The organism is Kitasatospora sp. NPDC051170 (assembly GCF_044455705.1).
GTDB lineage: Bacteria > Actinomycetota > Actinomycetes > Streptomycetales > Streptomycetaceae > Kitasatospora.
Genome location: NZ_JBITFA010000016.1, coordinates 34,762 through 51,660 on the forward strand (window position 1 = coordinate 34,762; position 16,899 = coordinate 51,660).

A 16,899-nucleotide genomic window follows, 5' to 3' on the forward strand; every position below is an offset into this window, starting at 1 on the left:
TTGTTTTGGGGTGACGCACATCCCTCCCCCACCTTTGCGGGGGGGGCTACCCCATTCCCGCCCCCGCACCGCGCGGGGGGGGGGGGGGGGCCGCGGGGGGGTCCCCCCCCGGCCCCCGCCCCCCGGCCCCCGGCCGGAGGAGTACGGGAGGGTCCGACTCAGGAGAAGATCACGGAGCGCAGCTTGAGCCGGTCGCCGAGCCGCTTGCCGGGGTTCATCACGTAGTAGACGTCGCCGTTGCAGTCGAAGTCCAGGAAGACCGTGGCCGTGGAGGTGGTGAAGTTGTCCGGTGCGAAGGCCGGGTCCTTCTCGGTGGCGCCGAAGAGGTTGATGCACTTGCCGCTCTCCGGGTCGGCGATTCCGGCCGGGACTCCGGGGCCGACCTTGTAGAGGAAGTCGCCGACGGCCGCGTTGGCCGACAGCGGGGTGGACAGGACGAGGGCGGCGGCGCTGGCGGCGGCGAGCACGGCGTTGCGGAGACGCATGTTTGAGGGCCTTTCAGGTGGTACGCGCAGGTACCCGATGAATTGGTGCGAGATCACCCTAGAGGCCCAAAAACCGCAGAAACGGTTCTCCCAATCCACTCGTTCGAGTGGTTTAGACATCGAAACCGCTACCCGGCCGCCTCGGGCAACGACGGAATGACGGATCTCAGTTCGGACGGCCCTCAGTTCGGCGGGGCCGTGAAGAAGTACCCGGAGTCGATCAGGGTCGGCAGGTACGTCTTCAGCGCCGCCACCGTCTGCGAGCGGTCCCCGCCGCCGTCGTGGTTGAGCAGGATCGCCCCCGGCCGCACGTCCTTCAGGATGCGGTCGGTGATCGCCGAGGTGCCGGGCCGCGCCCAGTCCCGGGGGTCCACGGACCAGCCCATGTTCCGCATCCCGAGGTCGGCGGCCACCTTGAGCGAGACCGGTGACCAGTCGCCGCCCGGCGCCCGGAACCAGGTGGGCAGCCGGCCGGTGGTGCGGTGCAGCAGGTCCGAGGTGCGCTCCAGCTCCTCGCGCACCTTGGCCTCGGACTGGTGCCGCAGGTCCGGGTGGGTCCAGGTGTGGTTGGCGATGTGGTGACCCCGGTCGGCGATCTCCCGCACCAGGGCCGGGTGCTCGGTGGCGTTCTCGCCGACCAGGAAGAAGGTGGCCCGGATGCCGTACTGCTGGAGCAGTGCCAGCACGGTCGGGGTGTACCGGGGATCGGGTCCGTCGTCGATGGTGAGGGCGACCACCCGCTGGGCCGCGTCCAGCTCGTACACCGGCTTGCTCTCCCGCTCGGTGAGCACCCGGTGGACGGGCTCCCCGGTGGCCGTGCCGGGGGCCTGGGCCGATGCCGATGCGGTCGCCGATGTGGTCGCGGACGCGGACGTGGACGGGGGTACGGGAGAGGGTGGGGCGGAGGAGGGTGGTGCGGGTGGGGGCGAGGTGGGCCCGGATGCCGGGGACCACTGCGAGGGCGAGCCCGTCGGCACCGCCCCGAGCGCCCCGGCCTCGGCGGCCTCCGGGCTCGGCGGGGCGGCGGCGGAGGGCTCGCCGGAGAACGGGCCGCGGCAGCCGGCGGCGGCTCCGAGCAGGGACATGCCGGCCGCGACCAGCAGCAATCTTCGCGAAGTAATCTGACGATCAGACAGCATTCCTGATGCTTCCCCCGCCGGTCACCGCCGCTGACCCCGGGCGACCCCGATCACCACTCCGACGGGCTAGGCAAGCCCGAGCCGACCCCCCCGCCAACCCGGCGTCCCCTGGACTTCCCCGGCGCTTCCCCGACCGGACGCCCGGGTTCCCGTGAGGGCCGCTACGCTGTGCTCTCCCAGTGTGATGATCTGCCATCAGAGGACGTGGCCATGACGACAAGTCAGGACTTCCCCCAACCGGGCGCGCAGGACGCGGACAAGGTCGAGCTCAGCGAGTGGGAACGCTTCGGCGTCGACACCACCACCCCGCACTCGGCCCGCGTCTACGACTACTGGCTGGGCGGCAAGACCAACTTCCCGCCGGACCGCGCCATGGGCCAGGCCATCGAGGAGGCCGTGCCCAGCATCAAGCAGATGGCCAAGGCCAACCGCGCCTTCCAGGGCCGCGCCGTGCGCCACCTGGCCCAGGAGCACGGCATCCGCCAGTTCCTCGACCTCGGCACCGGGATCCCGACCTCGCCCAACACCCACGAGATCGCCGAGTCCGTCAGCGACGGCACCCGCGTGGTGTACGTGGACAACGACCCGATCGTCCTCGCCCACGCCCGCGCGCTGATGGTCTCCAGCCCGGCCAGCCGGACCACGTACATCCACGCCGACCTGCGCAAGCCCGAGGAGCTGTTCGCCGACCCGGCGCTCACCTCGACGCTGGACCTCACCCAGCCGGTCGGCCTGCTGATGATCGCCGTGCTGATGCTGATCGCCGACGAGGACGACCCGTGGGGCCGCGTCGCCGCTCTGCGCGACGCCCTGCCCTCCGGCAGCTGCCTGGCGCTCACCACCCCGACCCAGGACTTCGACCCGGTGGCCGTCGGCAAGGTCGCCGAGTCCGCCCGCGCCGGCGGGATGACCCTGGTGCCGCGCTCCCACGACGACGTGCTCCGCTTCTTCGACGGCTGGGACCTCGTCGAGCCGGGCCTGTCCCCCGTCCTCGCCTGGCGCCCGGACGGCGAGCCGCCGGCGGACCCGAAGGCCGCGTACTACTGGGGCGGCGTCGCGGTGAAGCGCTGAGGCCCGTCCGGCGTCCCGACTACTTCCGTAGTGCCACTACCGCAGTAGTGGCACCGCCGAAGGCGACGGCACTGGCGAAGTAGTGGCACTACGGAAGTAGTGCCACTACGGGAGTAGTGCCGTCCGCCGGGGGCGCACCCCGGGCCGCGCTACTTCAGCAGCCGGGACAGGCGCCGGTCCGCCAGCGGCTTCCCCCCGGTCTGGCAGGTCGGGCAGTACTGGAGCGAGGAGTCCGCGAAGGAGACCTCGCGCACGGTGTCCCCGCAGACCGGGCAGGGCAGCCCGGTGCGGCCGTGCACCCGCAGGCCGATCTTCTTCTCCGCCTTGAGCTCCCCCGCCGCCAGGCCCCGCGACCGCTCCACCGCCTCGCGCAGGGTGGTGCCCAGCGCCTCGTACAGCCGAGCCGTCTCCTCCTCGCCCAGGTCGGCCGCCAGCTTGTACGGGGACATCCGCGCCGCGTGCAGCACCTCGTCCGAGTAGGCGTTGCCCACGCCCGCCAGCACGCTCTGGTCGCGCAGCACGCCCTTGATCCGGCGCCGCTCCCCGCGCAGCAGCGCGGCGAAGGCGTCGAGCGTAAGGGCCGGGTCCAGCGGGTCCGGGCCGAGCCGGGCGACGCCGGGCACCTCGGCGGGGTCGCGCACCACGTACACGGCGAGGCCCTTCTTCGTCCCCGCCTCCGTGAGGTCGAAGCCCGCCCCGCCCTCCAGGCGCAGCCGCAGCGCCAGCGGGTTCCTCGGGCTCGGATGCGGCGGCTCGGCGGGCAGGGTGTCCTTCCAGCGCAGCCAGCCGGCCCGGGCGAGGTGGACCACCAGGTGCAGGCCCCCGGCCTCGATGTCCAGGAACTTGCCGCGCCGGGTGACGGAGGCGACGGCGGCGCCCTCCAGGGCCGTCACCGGAGGGTCGTAGGTCTTGAGGGCGCTGATCGCCACCGGCTGGACCTTCGCGATCACGCGCCCGGTCAGGCGTTCGGACAGGTAGGCGCTCAGCGCCTCGACCTCGGGCAGCTCCGGCATGCGGCCCAGTCTGCCCCCACCGGGCGGCGCCCGCACGCCGTAAGGAGGGGATAAGCCCAGCTCAGCGCGGGTGGTGAGGCTCTTCACAGCGGCTCTCGGCGCCGACCGTTCCGGTTTCAACCTGTGGCAGACTCGGATGCCATGGACATCGGCCCGGTCACCAGGACGCTGCGCGCGGCGGTCTTCGCCGCGCTCGTCGTGCTGCTCGCCGGGCTCGGCCAGGTGCTGGTCACCGGCCGGGCGCTGCCGCTGGCCACGATGGGCCTGGCGGGCCTGGCCGTCTTCGCCGCCGCCTTCGCCCTGGCCGGGCGCGAGCGCGGCTACGCGACGGTCGCGGCGGTGTTCCTGCCGCTGGAGCTGGGCGCCGGGGCGCTGTTCGACGTCGCCCAGTCCACCTGCCCCGAGTTGCCGCCCGAGGCCGCGCACGGCTTCCAGCCGCTGCTCTGCGGCGGCGGCTCGCTGGGCGGGTTCCTGCTCGGCCACGGCGTCTCCCAGCAGGCCGGTGTGCTGCTGCTCCTGCTGCTGCACACGGCGATCGCGCTGATCGGCGCGTACGGGCTGCGCCGGGCGGACGCCGCGATGACCTGCCTGGCCCAAACGGTCCGCATGGTCGGCGAGGTCGCCCACCGGCACCTGCCCGTCCTCGCCCGGCTGCTGCGGCTGCTCGCCGCCCCCGTCCCGGCCCGTCCGGTGGTACGGGTGCCGCTGCCCGAGGCCAGCCGCCCCGCCGTTCCCGCCGAGGGCGCGTCCGTGCGCCCGGCCGTGCGGCGCGGCCCCCCGGTGTTCGTCCCGGCCGCCTGACCCAACCGTCCGGACGGCCGGTCCTCTCGCACCCCCTGCACGCCCGAGAGCACTGGACGACACCCCATGAGCAACTCCCGTAAGACCGCCAAGAAGACCTCCGCCACCGAGCGCATGCGCGTCGCCCGCGAGCAGGCCGAGCGCTCCGACCGCATCCGCCGCCGCGTCGTGGTCGGCGTCTCCTCCGCCGCCGTGCTGGCCCTCGCGGCCGGGGTGGCCTTCGCCGTCGGCGGCTCCTCCGGCTCCGGCTCGGAAGCCTCCGCCGACGGCCCGCTGGTGATCCCCGCCAACGCCACCGGCACCAACGGCACCGTGGTCACCTACGGCAAGGCCGACGCCCCGCACACCCTGTCGGTGTACGAGGACTTCCGCTGCCCGTTCTGCGAGAAGCTCGAGACCACCACCGGCAAGGCGCTCCAGCAGGGCGCCGACGCCGGCACGTACAAGATCGAGTACCACCTGGCGACGTTCCTGGACACCAACCTCGGCGGCAGCGGCTCGCGCACCGCGCTGGCGGCGGCCGGGGCCGCGCTCAACGAGGGCGTGGACAAGTTCAAGGCGTTCCACGACGTGCTCTACGCCAACCAGCCGCAGGAGAGCAGCGACGCCTTCGGCGACGTCAACCACGTCCTCGACCTCGCCGGCCAGGTGCCGGGCCTGAAGACGGACGCCTTCGTGAAGGCCGTCCAGGACGGCACCTACAAGCCGTGGGCGGCCAAGGTGAACGAGGAGTTCAACAAGAGCGACGTCACCGGCACCCCGACCGTCAAGCTGGACGGCAAGAAGCTGGACGTCCTCACCGGCGGCAACGCCGTCTCGCCCGAGCAGTTCACCGCGATGGTCAAGCAGCAGGTCGGCGGATGACGGCCCCGGCCCCCCTGGCCTCCCCCGCCTCCCCGGCCCAGCTCCCCGCCCGGACGTACGGCGCGAGCCGCCCGTTCGCCTGGCTGCTGCTGGTCGGCGGCGCGCTCGGGCTGTTCGCCTCGGCCGTCCTCACCCTGGACAAGCTGCGGCTGCTCGAGGACCCGTCCTACGTCCCCAGCTGCAACATCAACCCGATCATCAGCTGCGGCTCGATCATGCGCAGCGACCAGGCCGAGGCCTTCGGCTTCCCCAACTCGCTGCTGGGCCTGGCCGGTTTCGCGGTGGTGATCGCGATCGGCGCCGGGCTCCTGGCGGGCGCCTCGTTCCGGCGCTGGTTCTGGCTGGGCCTGCAGGCCGGGACGGTCTTCGGGATCGGCTTCGTGACCTGGCTGATGTACCAGGCGCTCTACCGGATCAACGCCCTGTGCCCGTACTGCATGGTGGTGTGGGCGGCGATGATCCCGCTGTTCTGGTACACCACGCTGCACAACCTGCGCAGCGGGGTGATCCCCGTCGGCCGCCGACTGCGGCCGGTGGTACGGGAGTTGGCGCGCTACCACTGGACGGTTCCGGCGCTCTGGTACGCCGTCGTGGCCCTGCTGGTGCTGAACCGGTTCTGGTACTACTGGTCGACCCTGCTCTGACGGCCCGCCGCCCCCTCCCGCAGCGGAGGGGGCGGCAGTCCCGCTGTCAGAGCTCGGTGGGCTCGAAGACGAACGCCTCGACCTCGGCGAGGAGTTCGGCCCGGCGCTCCTCGTCGAGGAAGGAGGCGCGGAAGGAGTTGGCGGCCAGGCGGCGCAGGGTCTCCGGCTCCAGGGCGAGGGCCTCGCGGACGGCGCGGAAGTTGTCCTCGACGTAGCCGCCGAAGTAGGCCGGGTCGTCGGAGTTGACGGTGACCAGCAGGCCCGCGTCGAGCATCTCGCGCAGCGGGTGGTCGGCGAGGGTGTCGATGCAGCGCAGGCGCACGTTGGAGAGCGGGCACAGGGTCAGCGGGATCTGCTCGCGGACCAGGCGGGCGACGAGTTCGCCGTCCTCCAGGCAGCGCAGACCGTGGTCGATCCGCTCGACGCCGAGGACGTCCAGCGCCTCGGTGATGTACGAGGCGGGGCCCTCCTCCCCGGCGTGGGCGACGCGGTGCAGCCCGGCCTCGGCGGCGCGGCGGTAGACCTCGCGGAACTTGACCGGCGGGTGGCCGACCTCGGCGGAGTCCAGGCCGATGCCGGAGATCCGGCCGAAGTACGGGCGGGCGGCCTCGAAGGTCTCCAGGGCGGACTCGGCGGACTCGTCGCGCAGGAAGCACATGATCAACCGGGTGCTGATGCCGTGGCGTTCCTCCCTCTTCTCCAGGGCGGCGGTGAGGCCGTTGACGACGGTCTCCAGCGGCACCCCGCGGGCGGTGTGGGCCTGCGGGTCGAAGAAGATCTCCGCGTGGCGCACGCCCTGCTCGGCGGCCCGGGCGAGGTAGGCGTCGGCGAGGTCGGCGAAGTCCTGCTCGGTGCGCAGCACGGCCATCAGCGCGTAGTAGAGGTCCAGGAAGGACTGCAGGTCGCTGAAGGAGTACGCCTCGCGCAGGGCCTCGGTGTCGGCGTAGGGCAGCTCGACGCCGTTGCGGTCGGCGAGCGCGAAGGCGAGTTCGGGCTCCAGGGTGCCTTCGATGTGCAGGTGGAGTTCGGCCTTGGGAAGAGGCATATGCGATCGATCCGTGCTGTCGTGGGCGGATTCTTAAGGTTTAGATGGATTCATCCTATGATCTGCTGTCACTCGGGCCGGACCCGTCGGGCCGGCCGGGCAGGTCGCGCAGGGTCCGCAGCGGGGAGGCCAGCGGCAGCGCCCCGCACAGGGCGAGCAGCGTGGTCATCACCCACATCGTGGCACGCGTCCCGACGAGGTCGCCCAGCGCGCCGCCCGCCAGGGCGCCCAGCGGGATGAGGGTGTAGCCCGTGACCATCGCGCTGGCCGTGACGCGGGTGAGCAACGCGGGCGGGGTGTAGGACTGCCGGAAGCTGGCGAGCACCACGTTGACCAGGGTGACGGCGGCGACCACCCCGAAGAGCCCGACCACGTAGAACGCCACCCGGGCGCCCGGGCCGGCCAGCGGCATCAGCAGGCCCACCGGCGGGACGGTGAGCAGCACGATCCGCAGCCCGCGCGCGGTACCCAGCCGTCGGCAGAGCGGGCGGGCCACCAGCGCGCCGAGGACGCCGCCGAGCGCGCCCGCCGAGGCGAGGGCGCCGACCCAGCCCGGGGCGATCCCCGCGTCCCGGACCAGAAAGAGCGCCACCACGGACTGGTAGCCGCCGGTGAGCGCGAAGTTCGCGGCGGCGCCGTAGAGGGTGAACGCGCGCAGGTACGGGTCCCGCCACAGGAAGGCGAGGCCCTCGCGGACCTCGCGCAGCAGTGCGCCTCGGACAGGCGGCGCGGCCGGTGCGGCGGGCCGGGCCCGGATCGCGCGCAGGGTGGCCGCGGCTATCAGGAAGCTGACGGCGTCGGCGAGCAACCCGGCCGCCGCGCCGAGGAGTTGGACGGTCAGGCCCGCCAGGCCCCGCCCGGCGACGTTGGCGGCCGAGGCGCTGCCCTCCAGCTTGGCGTTCGCCTCGATCAGGCCGTCGGCGGGCACCAGCTCCGGCAGGTAGGCGTGGAAGGCCGCGTCGAAGAACACCGCCGCCGTGCCGGTGAGGAAGGCGACCGCCAGCAGCTGCCCCAGGGTGAGCACCCCGAGCCAGGAGGCCAGCGGGACGCCGGCGAACAGCGCCGCCGAGGCCAGGTTGCAGAGGATCATCACGCTGCGCCGGGACGCCCGGCCCACCCACACCCCGGCGGGCAGGCCGAAGAACAGCCAGGGCAGCCAGGCCGCGGCGGTCAGCAGGCCCACGGCCGTCGGCCCGGCGTCCAGGGCCAGCACGGCGACCAGGGGCAGGGCGATCGAGGTGATGCTGCTGCCGAGCCTGCTGACCGTCTGCCCCGACCACAGCAGCCGGAAGTCCCGGTGGGCGAACAGGCCCCAGCGGGAGGCGAGTTCGGGCGCCTCCAGGGTGGCGCTCACGGTCGCGCCGGGACGCTGTGGGCGAAGGCCAGGACGGTCTCGCGCTCGCGGCCGTCCTCCGGCACCGGCCGGTTCACCCACTTCTGGATCACCTCGTGCAGGTCGGCGGCCAGCTCCCGGGCCTCCTCGGGGGTGAGCCGCAGCCAGCCCTGGGTGGCGATCGCGCAGCCGTCCTGCCAGTCGGCCGGGTAGCCGCTGCGGCGCAGCGCCCACTCGCGGACCAGCTCGATCTGGCGCTCCGCCATGATCGAGCCGGCCGCGTCGGCGACGGCCTCGGAGACCGGGTCGCCGTCGAAGTCGGCCCGGGCCCAGGTGAGTTGGCGGTCGGCCAGGCGCCACCACCGCTCGCGCCGGTCACGGGCGAGCTCGGGGGCCTCCTCGATCAGCCCGCTCTCGGCGAGCACCTTGAGGTGGTGGCTGACGTTGCCCACCGCCTGGCCGGTGCGCTCGGCGAGCTGCCCGACGGTGCCGGGGCCGTCCACCTTGAGCAGGTCCATCAGGCGTCGGCGCAGCGGGTGGGTGAGCGCGGCGAGGATGCGGGCGTCGGAGATCGCCCGGGTGTCCTGCGGCTGATGCCTGGTCTCGTCCGTGTCGGCCGTGTCGGCCGTGTCGTTCGTCTCGTCCATGCCGGGAGGATATACACAAGAGCTCTTGTACGACAGTTCTTTTACAACACCTCTTGTGTAATCCGCCCGGCCCGCTCGACCCGCCCGGCTGTACGGGCGCGGCAAGGACGCGCACCCTGGAGGAGGGGGCTTCCGCCGAGGAGGTAGCGAGACATGCGGCACGTCGACCCGCACACCCGGCCCGAGGGCGTCTCCCCGCACGCGCTGGGCAACGACACCCTGCTGCACGAGCTGGAGCAGCTGCACCGCACCCGCCACGAGACCTTCCTGTACGGGTCCGAGGAGGCGCTCAACCGGCACACCCTGCGCATGGGACAGCTGGAGGCCGAGTACCTGCACCGCTTCCCCCACCGCCTGGTGACGGCCGGGCGCACCCGGGCCGGGGCCAGGGCGCGGGAGGCGGCGGCCCGCGCCGAGTCGCTGCCGGAGTGAGTCCTCCCGCAGGCGGTCCGGCGAGGACACGCCGGGCCGCATGCGCGTGCCCGGGGGCCGGGCGTCGGGGAGGGTGAGACCAGCCCTCACCCCGTCCCCCAGGAGCCCCGCATGCCCATCGCCAGCGTCAACCCCGCGACCGGCGAGACCCTCCAGACCTTCGACGCCCTCGACGCCTCCGGCATCGAGCAGCGCCTGGCCCGCGCCGAGGCCGCCTTCCTCGGCTGGCGCGCCACGCCCTTCGCCGCCCGCACCGACCTGATGCACCGCGCCGCCGACCTGCTCGACCAGGACCAGGAGTCCCTCTCCCGCACCATGACCGAGGAGATGGGCAAACCGCTCGTCCAGGCCCGCGCGGAGGCCGCCAAGTGCGCGAAGGCGATGCGCTGGTACGCCGACCACGCGGAGGCGCTGCTCGCCGACGAGCACCCGGACCCGGCCGACGTGGCCGACGCCGGGGCCTCGCGCGCGTACGTCCGCTACCGGCCGATCGGGCCGGTGCTGGCCGTGATGCCGTGGAACTTCCCCTTCTGGCAGGTCATCCGCTTCGCCGCGCCCGCGCTGATGGCGGGCAACGTGGGCCTGCTCAAGCACGCCTCCAACGTGCCGCGCACCGCGCTGGCGATCGAGGACCTGTTCCGCCGGGCGGGCTTCCCCGAGGGCTGCTTCCAGACGCTGCTGATCGGCTCGGGCGCCGTCGAGGGCGTCGTCCGGGACGCGCGGGTCGCCGCCGTCACCCTCACCGGCAGCGAGCCGGCCGGGCGGGCGGTCGCGGCCACGGCTGCGGACGAGGTGAAGAAGTCGGTGCTGGAGCTGGGCGGCAGCGACCCGTTCGTCGTCCTGCCGAGCGCCGACGTGGACGCGGCGGTGCGCACCGCCGTCCGGGCCCGGGTGCAGAACAACGGCCAGTCCTGCATCGCGGCCAAGCGGTTCATCGTGCACACCGACGTCTACGACCGCTTCCTGGCCGGGTTCACCGGGGCGATGGGGGCGCTCAGGGTCGGCGACCCGATGGACGAGGCCACGGACGTCGGCCCGCTGGCCAGCCGCCAGGGGCGCGACGACCTGGAGGAACTGGTCGAGGACGCGCGGGCGCACGGCGCCAGGATCGAGTGCGGCGGCGGGCGGCCGATGGGCTGGGACACCGGGTGGTTCTACGAGCCGACCGTGCTGACCGGCATCACCCCGGCGATGCGCATCCACCGGGAGGAGACCTTCGGGCCGGTCGCGACCGTCTACCGGGTCGCCGACCTGGACGAGGCGGTGGCGCTCGCCGACGACACGCCGTTCGGGCTGAGCTCCAACGTCTGGACCCGGGACGAGGGCGAGCAGGAGCGCTTCGTGCGCGACGTCCAGGCCGGCGGGGTGTTCTTCAACGGGATGACGGCCTCCCACCCGGCGCTGCCCTTCGGCGGCGTCAAGCGCTCCGGGTTCGGGCGGGAGCTGTCCGGGCACGGCATCAAGGAGTTCTGCAACGTCACCACGGTGTGGATCGGCTGAGGGCCCTCTGCTGCCCGGCCGGGGTCAGGACTGGTTCAGGACTGGTTCAGGATTGCTTCAGGACTGCTTCAGGACGCCATGCGGTGCCTGCCCCGGCCGGGGGTCATCCAGCGGGCGAGGACGCCGACCATGGCGATCACCGTCAGGCCCCAGAAGATCGCCATCAGCACGAGCATCGGGGTCAGGCTCACCTGGGTGGCGACCATGCCCAGGCCCACGGAGAGGGCGACCATGAAGGTCACCACGGTCGGGCTGAGGGTGAGCAGCCAGCTGCGGACGCGGTGGCCCAGGCCCGGGTTCTGTTCGGCCTGGGGGCCCGTTTCCATTTCCTTGTAGGTCAGCAGGTCCATCGAGATCGCCTCCGGGGGTGGGGGAGGTCGGGTGGGATCAGGAGGCCCGGGGTGGGGCCGACTTCCGGGTGGTGGTCTTCTTCGCGGTGGTCTTCTTGGCAGCGGCGGCGGCGCCGGTCTTCTTCGCCGCCGCCTTCTTCGCGGGAGCGCGCTTGCGCGGCTGCTTCTCCTCGGCGGACTCCTCGGCCTCGTGCCCGCCCTTGGCCTGGCGCAGGCTGCTGCGCAGCGCCTCCATCAGGTCGATCACGTTGTCCGGCGCCTCCCCCGCCTCCTCCTCGTGCGGCAGCTCGACGCCCTCCAGCCGGGCGGTGATCACCTGCTGAAGGGCCCGCTGGTAGTCGTCGTGCAGCTGGGAGATGTCGAAGTCCTCGGAGAGGGTGTCCATCAGCGAGCGCGCCATCTTGAGCTCCTGCGGCCGCACGGTGACGTCCCCCTCGGGGGCGATGCCCGCCGCCGGGCGCACCTCGTCGGGCCAGATGCAGGTCTGCAGCACCAGCGTGCCCTCGTGCACCCGCAGCACCGCGGGCGATTCCCGGGTGCGCAGGGCGATCTTGGTGACGGCGATCTGCCCGGACTCCAGCAGGGCGTCGCGCAGCAGGGCGTACGGCTTGGCGGCGGCCTGGTCGGCGACGCCCACGTAGTAGGCCTTGGAGAACATCAGCGGGTCGATGTCGCCCGCGTCGACGAAGGCCAGCACGTCGATGATCTTCTTGCTGGGCAGCGGCAGGTCCGCGAGGTCCTCGTCGGTGAGGGTGACGGTGCGGCCGTCCGGCGACTCGTAGCCCTTGGCGATCTCCGCGTACGGGACCTCCTTCTCCTCCCGTTCGCAGTACCGCTTCATCCGCACCCGGCCACCGTCCCTGGCGTGCACCTGGTGCAGCGGGACGTCGTGCTCCTGGGTCGCGGAGTACAGGTGGACGGGGATGCTGACCAGCCCGAAGCTGATCGTCCCCTTCCAGGTGGTCTGCATGGCTCCCACTGTGCCCCGATGCGCCCGGTTCGGCCACACTTCGAGGAGGGGGCCGCGATGGAGGCCGATCCGCCGATGCCCGTACCACCGATGTCCGCACCACCGCCCACCGCTCCCCCGCCGGAGCGCACCACGTACCTGGTGACGTACGCGGTGCGCGGCGAGACCGGGGTGCGGCACGCCCGGGTGACGCTGCTGCCCGGGTACGCGCAGGAGTCCGACGTGCCGAGGCTGCTCGCCGCCCGGCTGACCGGGCGGCCGGGCGACGCGGGGCTGATCACCGTCCTGGAGCTGCGGGAGGAGCTGCCGGAGGAGCCGCGGGAGCAGCTGCCGGAGAAGCTGCCGGAGGAGCCGCGGGAGGAGTGAGTCTCACGGGGTGGGGCGCACCCCGGCGGGGGCTCGGCGGCCGAGTCCGGGAACGCGTCGGCCGCCACCGCGAGGAATCCGCTGCGGATCTTGTCCCGATGCTGCCACGCCGCCCGTCGCGCGAGGGGCCCCGGCCGCGCCCGGTCCTTGCCGTGTCAGCTACCGGACAGCATTCGCTCCGCGGCCCGGCCGTCACCGTCCGCACCCCCTGCGAGGTGCGATGCTGGCGGACCCGGACGGAGTTCGGCGGGATCGCCGTGTGGCCGATCGCCGCGACAGCCCTGTACGGGACCGGCTGCTGACGGTCCGAAGCCCCGTCCCCGATGGTCCGTCCGGTGAATGATGGGACACCGGGGGCGGCGCCACGTGGGGTGTCCACTCCCCTGCCCCGAGCCCGCCCGACGCACGAAAGGAGCCGCGGCCCGCACCGCCACCGCACCGGGAGCGGGCCGCCCCCCACTCATGCAACTCGCCCTGTTCCTGGTCCTGTCCTTCGTCAGCCTCCTCGCCACCATCGCCTTCCTCTCCGCCGGCGCCCGCCGCCTGCTCGGGCTCCGAATAGGCCGCACCCGAGCCCTGCTGGCCGGACTGACCGGGCTCGGCGCGGCGGCGTTGATCGGCCAGGCCATGGGCGACGCCCGCAAGGGCGCCCTGATCACCGTCCAGATCAGCTGCGCCGTGTTCGGCTCCATGGCCTTCCTCGCCCTCGCCGAGGTCGTGCTGCCCGGCGGCAGGATCACCGGCGTGGTGCGCTGGCCGCAGGCCGTCCGCCGCCGCCTCGCCCGCACCCGCCGCTACACCGAGCTCAGCCGCATCGCGGTGCGCCACGGGCTCGGCCGCTGGCTGCGCGGGCGCAACCAGGCCGCCGGGCCCCAGGCCTCCGCCGAGCGGGCGCAGTTGGCGCTCTCGCTGCGCCTGGCGCTGGAGGAGGCCGGGGCGACGTTCGTCAAGATGGGCCAGCTGCTCTCCACCCGCTACGACCTGCTGCCGCCCGAGTTCGTCGGGGAACTGACCCGGCTGCAGCACCAGGTGGCCCCCGAGCCCTGGACCGAGATCGAGCAGGTGCTCACCGAAGAACTGGGCCGCGCGCCCTCCGAGGTCTTCGCCGCCTTCGACCGGGAGCCCCTGGCGGCCGGCTCCATCGCCCAGGTGCACGGCGCCGAACTCCGCTCCGGCGAACGGGTGGTGGTCAAGGTGCAGCGGCCGGGCGCCAAGGCCACCGTCGAGCGCGACCTCGACATCCTCTTCCGGATCTGCCGCAAGCTCGACGAGCACAGCGAGTGGGGCCGCACCGTCGGCGCCATGGAACTCGCCGAGGGCTTCGCCCGCTCCCTGCACGAGGAGCTGGACTTCCGGGTCGAGGCCCGCAACACGGCCGCCGTCCGAGCAGGTGCCGGGAGTTCGGCCGTCACCGCCCGGGTGCGGCTGCCCGAGGTGCACGAGGAGTACTCCTCCCCGCGGGTGCTGGTCCTCGCCTGGATGGACGGGGTCACCCTCGGCTCCGCCGGGCCCGCCCTGCCCAGCGACGCCACCGAACGGGACGCGCTGGCGCAGCAGTTGCTGGAGTGCGTGCTCGAACAGATCATGCTCGGCGGGGTGTTCCACGCCGACCCGCACCCCGGCAACATCATGCTCCTCGACGACGGCACGCTGGGCCTGCTCGACTTCGGCTCCGTCGGCCGCGTCGACCGGATGCTGCGCGCCTCCCTGCGCAACCTGCTCCTCGCCATCCACCGCAGCGACCCGGTCGCCCTGTGCGACGCACTGCTCGAACTCGTCGACCGCGCCGAGGAGATCGACGAGGCCAAGCTCGAACGGGCCCTCGGCCGGTTCATGGCCCGCCACCTCACCCCCGGCGTCAAGCCCGACCGCGAGATGTTCGCCGACCTGTTCCTCCTGGTCGCCCGGCACGGCCTGAGCTGCCCGCCCGAGATCGCCGCCGCCTTCCGCGCCCTCGCCACCCTGGAGGGCTCGATGGAGCTCCTGGTGCCCGGGTTCGACATCATCACCCGGGCCAAGGCCTTCGCCAGGACCCAGCTCCAGCGCAAGCTCACGCCGAAGTCCCTCGGCGAGACCGTCGTCGAGGAGGCGCTCGCCCTGGCGCCCGTGCTGCGCCGGATGCCGCGGCGGCTGGAGCGGATCACCAACTCGCTGGAACACGGCCGACTCGGCGTCCAGGTGCGGTTCCTGGCCGACGAACGCGACCGCCGCTTCATCCGCACCCTGGTGCACGAGGTGCTGCTCACCTTCCTCGGCGGCACGCTCGGCCTGATCGGGGTGCTGCTGCTGCGCACCTCGGGCGGGCCGACGCTGGGGCAGTCGCTCCAGCTGTTCCAGGTGCTCGGCTACAACCTGCTGCTGGTCAGCAGCGTGATGGTGCTCCGGGTGGTGTTCGCCATCTTCCGGGCCCAGCGCTGACGGACCGCCGAATTCCCTTCAACCCCCTTTCCCCGTCTGATTCCTGGAGTACCGATGACCACAGTCGACCGGACCGCCGAAGCCGGCCGCCCGTCCACCTGGGCCGCCCACGCCACCGCCCTGTGGGCGCTCGTGTTCGGCGTCTTCCACCTCTACTGGGCGCTGGGCGGGCACTTCGGCCTCGGCGACGGCGACAACATCGACCTGTCGTTCCACAACATCGGGTTCCTGGTCTACGACCTGGTGGTGGTCGGGATGTGCGCCTGGGGCACGGTCGTCTCCCTGGCACTGGTCCGCCCGGTGTGGCGCGAGCGCACCCTCACCACGGTCGGCCGCGTCGGCGCCGCCGTGCGGGTGGTACCGGGCTGGAGGGAGTCCGCGCCGCTGTGGACCCTGACGGTCAGCGCCTGGATCGGCGCCGTACTGCTGATCCTGCGCGGGGTGCTCGGCACCCTGCCGCAGAGCGTCACCGGGCAGACCGACGAGAAGGTGTACGGCGTGGCGCACCCCTCGGACTACACGATCTGGTCGATCCGCATCGTCGAGGGGTTCTTCCTGCTCGGCGGCGTGCTCTTCGCGCTGATGCTCCTCCAGTACTACCGGGGGCTGCGCTCGCGGGCGTAGCACTCCACGGCCTCGCCGACGACAGCGACGGTGGCGGTGGCGGCGGCGGAGGTGGCGGCGGAGGTGGTGGCGGAGGTGTTCCAGAGGGTGACGACGTCCCCCGGCACCGGGGCACCGGGGGTCGCGTCCTACGGGTGGTGCATCGCGCCGGGCCGATCAGGCCCTGCGCGCCGGGAGGGCGTGGTCCCGGGCGGCCGAGCCCGGGCCCTCCGGCTGGCGGGGCACGCCCACCCAGGGCGTGTCCGCGCGCCGGGCCGCCCCCGCGGGGGGCTGCGCCGGCCGGTCGGGCTGCGAGTTGCCGGGCAGCAGGCCCAGTTCGAAGGCCCTCGCGCCCGCCTGGAAACGGGAGTTGGCCCTCAGCAGCTCCATGATCTCGGCGACGTAGCGGCGGTAGGTGCGCACGGACACCGACAGCTCGCGCGCGGCCACCTCGTCGGTGACCCCGGCGTTCAGCCAGCCCAGGATGCGCACCGCGAACTCCGTCCGCGCCCGGCCGCCGAAGTCGACGTGCTCGCCGGCCGGCACGGCGTGCCGCCACACCCCGCCGAGCAGCGTGTAGAGCGTGCGCAGCACCGACGGCGCCCGGATCACGGACGCCTCGCGCACCGCCGCGGTGCCCGACTCCACGCAGACCAGCGCCGCGCTCTCGTCCACCAGGACGGCCTCCAGCATCGGCATCCTGGCCAGCCGCACCTCCAGGGGCCTGCCGCGGGCCGCGTGCACGCGCAGGAACTCCCGGTCGAACATCGCGGGCGGGCACAGCAGCCTGACCTTCACCGCGTCACCCTTGGTGGACAGCAGTCCGTGCAGGGCGAGGTGGATGGCCCTGGCGTGCACCACGTCCGTCGCGAAGACCACGTCGACCGTCCGCTCGGCGCCCGCGATCATCTCCTCGATGGTCCCGAGGACGTTGCCGTCGTCCGCGGCCACCATGGCGACGGGTGACTGGCTGGAGCGTCGGTCCCGGTGCCTGGCCACGGTCGCCTCGATGAGGGTGCGGACGTCCAGTAACGCCTGGACGACCTCGTCCCCTCCCACTGCCGCACCGGCCGGCGCCGGTCGCTCGTCCCTTGGCAGTCTCGAATTCGTCAACGGTCCGGCCTCCACGCGGGTCGCGGGCCCAGGCCCTTCAGAAGGCCGTCGCGTGGCAATGCAGGTTCCATACACGCTGTTCTCATGACTTCCCCCGTCATGTGT

Annotated in this window: 19 protein-coding genes; 9 read left to right on the plus strand and 10 right to left on the minus strand. The window is 73.0% G+C overall.

Features of this window, described 5'->3' with window-relative positions:
- Positions 1 to 158: 158 nt before the first annotated feature.
- Together ACIBCA_RS29040 and ACIBCA_RS29045 are read right to left on the minus strand one after the other, a co-directional pair.
- A complete protein-coding gene (locus ACIBCA_RS29040; protein WP_396285975.1) occupies positions 159 to 485 on the minus strand; it encodes a hypothetical protein in 327 nt (108 codons plus the stop codon).
- Positions 486 to 667: 182 nt separating this feature from the next.
- Positions 668 to 1,591, minus strand: coding sequence for a polysaccharide deacetylase family protein (locus tag ACIBCA_RS29045; protein WP_396285976.1), 924 nt, complete (start codon positions 1,589 to 1,591; stop codon positions 668 to 670).
- Positions 1,592 to 1,834: 243 nt separating this feature from the next.
- Between ACIBCA_RS29045 and ACIBCA_RS29050 the strand changes: the two genes are divergently transcribed.
- Complete coding sequence (locus ACIBCA_RS29050; protein ID WP_396285977.1) at positions 1,835 to 2,695, plus strand: SAM-dependent methyltransferase; 861 nt, start codon at positions 1,835 to 1,837, stop codon at positions 2,693 to 2,695.
- A gap of 149 nt (positions 2,696 to 2,844) precedes the next feature.
- On the opposite strand, the gene ACIBCA_RS29055 is transcribed toward ACIBCA_RS29050, so the two are convergent.
- Positions 2,845 to 3,708: an Fpg/Nei family DNA glycosylase gene (locus ACIBCA_RS29055; RefSeq protein ID WP_396285978.1), complete on the minus strand. Its 864-nt coding sequence runs from the start codon at positions 3,706 to 3,708 to the stop codon at positions 2,845 to 2,847.
- 141 nt (positions 3,709 to 3,849) lie between these two features.
- Between ACIBCA_RS29055 and ACIBCA_RS29060 the strand changes: the two genes are divergently transcribed.
- From ACIBCA_RS29060 to ACIBCA_RS29070, 3 genes are all read left to right on the plus strand, one after another.
- On the plus strand, positions 3,850 to 4,509 hold the full coding sequence (locus tag ACIBCA_RS29060) for a hypothetical protein (protein WP_396285979.1): 660 nt from the start codon (positions 3,850 to 3,852) through the stop codon (positions 4,507 to 4,509).
- Between the two features lie 66 nt (positions 4,510 to 4,575).
- Positions 4,576 to 5,373, plus strand: a complete 798-nt coding sequence (locus ACIBCA_RS29065; RefSeq protein ID WP_396285980.1) for a DsbA family protein — start codon at positions 4,576 to 4,578, stop codon at positions 5,371 to 5,373.
- Positions 5,370 to 6,017, plus strand: coding sequence for a vitamin K epoxide reductase family protein (locus ACIBCA_RS29070; RefSeq protein ID WP_396285981.1), 648 nt, complete (start codon positions 5,370 to 5,372; stop codon positions 6,015 to 6,017). The genes ACIBCA_RS29065 and ACIBCA_RS29070 overlap by 4 nt, the downstream gene beginning before the upstream one ends.
- Before the next feature lie 46 nt (positions 6,018 to 6,063).
- Here the strand turns inward: ACIBCA_RS29070 and ACIBCA_RS29075 are convergent, their stop codons facing one another.
- From ACIBCA_RS29075 to ACIBCA_RS29085, 3 genes are read right to left on the minus strand one after another with little or no spacing between them, the layout of a single operon-like run.
- On the minus strand, positions 6,064 to 7,062 hold the full coding sequence (locus tag ACIBCA_RS29075; RefSeq protein WP_396285982.1) for an adenosine deaminase: 999 nt from the start codon (positions 7,060 to 7,062) through the stop codon (positions 6,064 to 6,066).
- Positions 7,063 to 7,117: 55 nt separating this feature from the next.
- Positions 7,118 to 8,416: an MFS transporter gene (locus ACIBCA_RS29080; RefSeq protein ID WP_396285983.1), complete on the minus strand. Its 1,299-nt coding sequence runs from the start codon at positions 8,414 to 8,416 to the stop codon at positions 7,118 to 7,120.
- On the minus strand, positions 8,413 to 9,042 hold the full coding sequence (locus tag ACIBCA_RS29085) for an ArsR/SmtB family transcription factor (RefSeq protein ID WP_396285984.1): 630 nt from the start codon (positions 9,040 to 9,042) through the stop codon (positions 8,413 to 8,415). Before ACIBCA_RS29085 ends, ACIBCA_RS29080 begins: the two co-directional genes overlap by 4 nt.
- 153 nt (positions 9,043 to 9,195) lie before the next feature.
- Here ACIBCA_RS29085 and ACIBCA_RS29090 point away from each other — a divergent pair, with 153 nt between their 5' ends.
- Positions 9,196 to 9,474, plus strand: a complete 279-nt coding sequence (locus tag ACIBCA_RS29090; protein ID WP_396285985.1) for a DUF6158 family protein — start codon at positions 9,196 to 9,198, stop codon at positions 9,472 to 9,474.
- Between the two features lie 111 nt (positions 9,475 to 9,585).
- Positions 9,586 to 10,974 (plus strand): NADP-dependent succinic semialdehyde dehydrogenase, encoded by a 1,389-nt coding sequence (locus tag ACIBCA_RS29095; protein ID WP_396285986.1) that lies wholly within the window; start codon positions 9,586 to 9,588, stop codon positions 10,972 to 10,974.
- Between the two features lie 68 nt (positions 10,975 to 11,042).
- Here the strand turns inward: ACIBCA_RS29095 and ACIBCA_RS29100 are convergent, their stop codons facing one another.
- Both ACIBCA_RS29100 and ACIBCA_RS29105 read right to left on the minus strand, forming a co-directional pair.
- Positions 11,043 to 11,324, minus strand: a complete 282-nt coding sequence (locus tag ACIBCA_RS29100; protein WP_396285987.1) for a hypothetical protein — start codon at positions 11,322 to 11,324, stop codon at positions 11,043 to 11,045.
- Between the two features lie 37 nt (positions 11,325 to 11,361).
- Entirely contained in the window at positions 11,362 to 12,294 is a 933-nt protein-coding gene (locus tag ACIBCA_RS29105; RefSeq protein WP_396285988.1) for a Ku protein, read from the minus strand.
- A 90-nt stretch (positions 12,295 to 12,384) separates the two neighbouring features.
- On the opposite strand from ACIBCA_RS29105, the gene ACIBCA_RS29110 reads away from it, so the two are divergent.
- The 3 genes from ACIBCA_RS29110 (at position 12,385) to ACIBCA_RS29120 (ending at position 15,702) form a co-directional block, all read left to right on the plus strand.
- On the plus strand, positions 12,385 to 12,660 hold the full coding sequence (locus tag ACIBCA_RS29110; protein WP_396285989.1) for a hypothetical protein: 276 nt from the start codon (positions 12,385 to 12,387) through the stop codon (positions 12,658 to 12,660).
- A gap of 462 nt (positions 12,661 to 13,122) precedes the next feature.
- On the plus strand, positions 13,123 to 15,078 hold the full coding sequence (locus ACIBCA_RS29115; RefSeq protein ID WP_396285990.1) for an ABC1 kinase family protein: 1,956 nt from the start codon (positions 13,123 to 13,125) through the stop codon (positions 15,076 to 15,078).
- Between the two features lie 54 nt (positions 15,079 to 15,132).
- Positions 15,133 to 15,702: a hypothetical protein gene (locus tag ACIBCA_RS29120; RefSeq protein WP_396285991.1), complete on the plus strand. Its 570-nt coding sequence runs from the start codon at positions 15,133 to 15,135 to the stop codon at positions 15,700 to 15,702.
- Here ACIBCA_RS29120 and ACIBCA_RS29125 read toward each other — a convergent pair.
- Together ACIBCA_RS29125 and ACIBCA_RS29130 are read right to left on the minus strand one after the other, a co-directional pair.
- Positions 15,675 to 15,809: a hypothetical protein gene (locus ACIBCA_RS29125; RefSeq protein ID WP_396285992.1), complete on the minus strand. Its 135-nt coding sequence runs from the start codon at positions 15,807 to 15,809 to the stop codon at positions 15,675 to 15,677. The genes ACIBCA_RS29120 and ACIBCA_RS29125 overlap by 28 nt on opposite strands.
- A gap of 49 nt (positions 15,810 to 15,858) precedes the next feature.
- The gene (locus ACIBCA_RS29130) at positions 15,859 to 16,740 is read right to left on the minus strand and encodes a LuxR family transcriptional regulator (RefSeq protein WP_396285993.1); all 882 of its coding nucleotides are present in this window, start codon (positions 16,738 to 16,740) and stop codon (positions 15,859 to 15,861) included.
- Between the last annotated feature and the right edge of the window lie 159 nt (positions 16,741 to 16,899).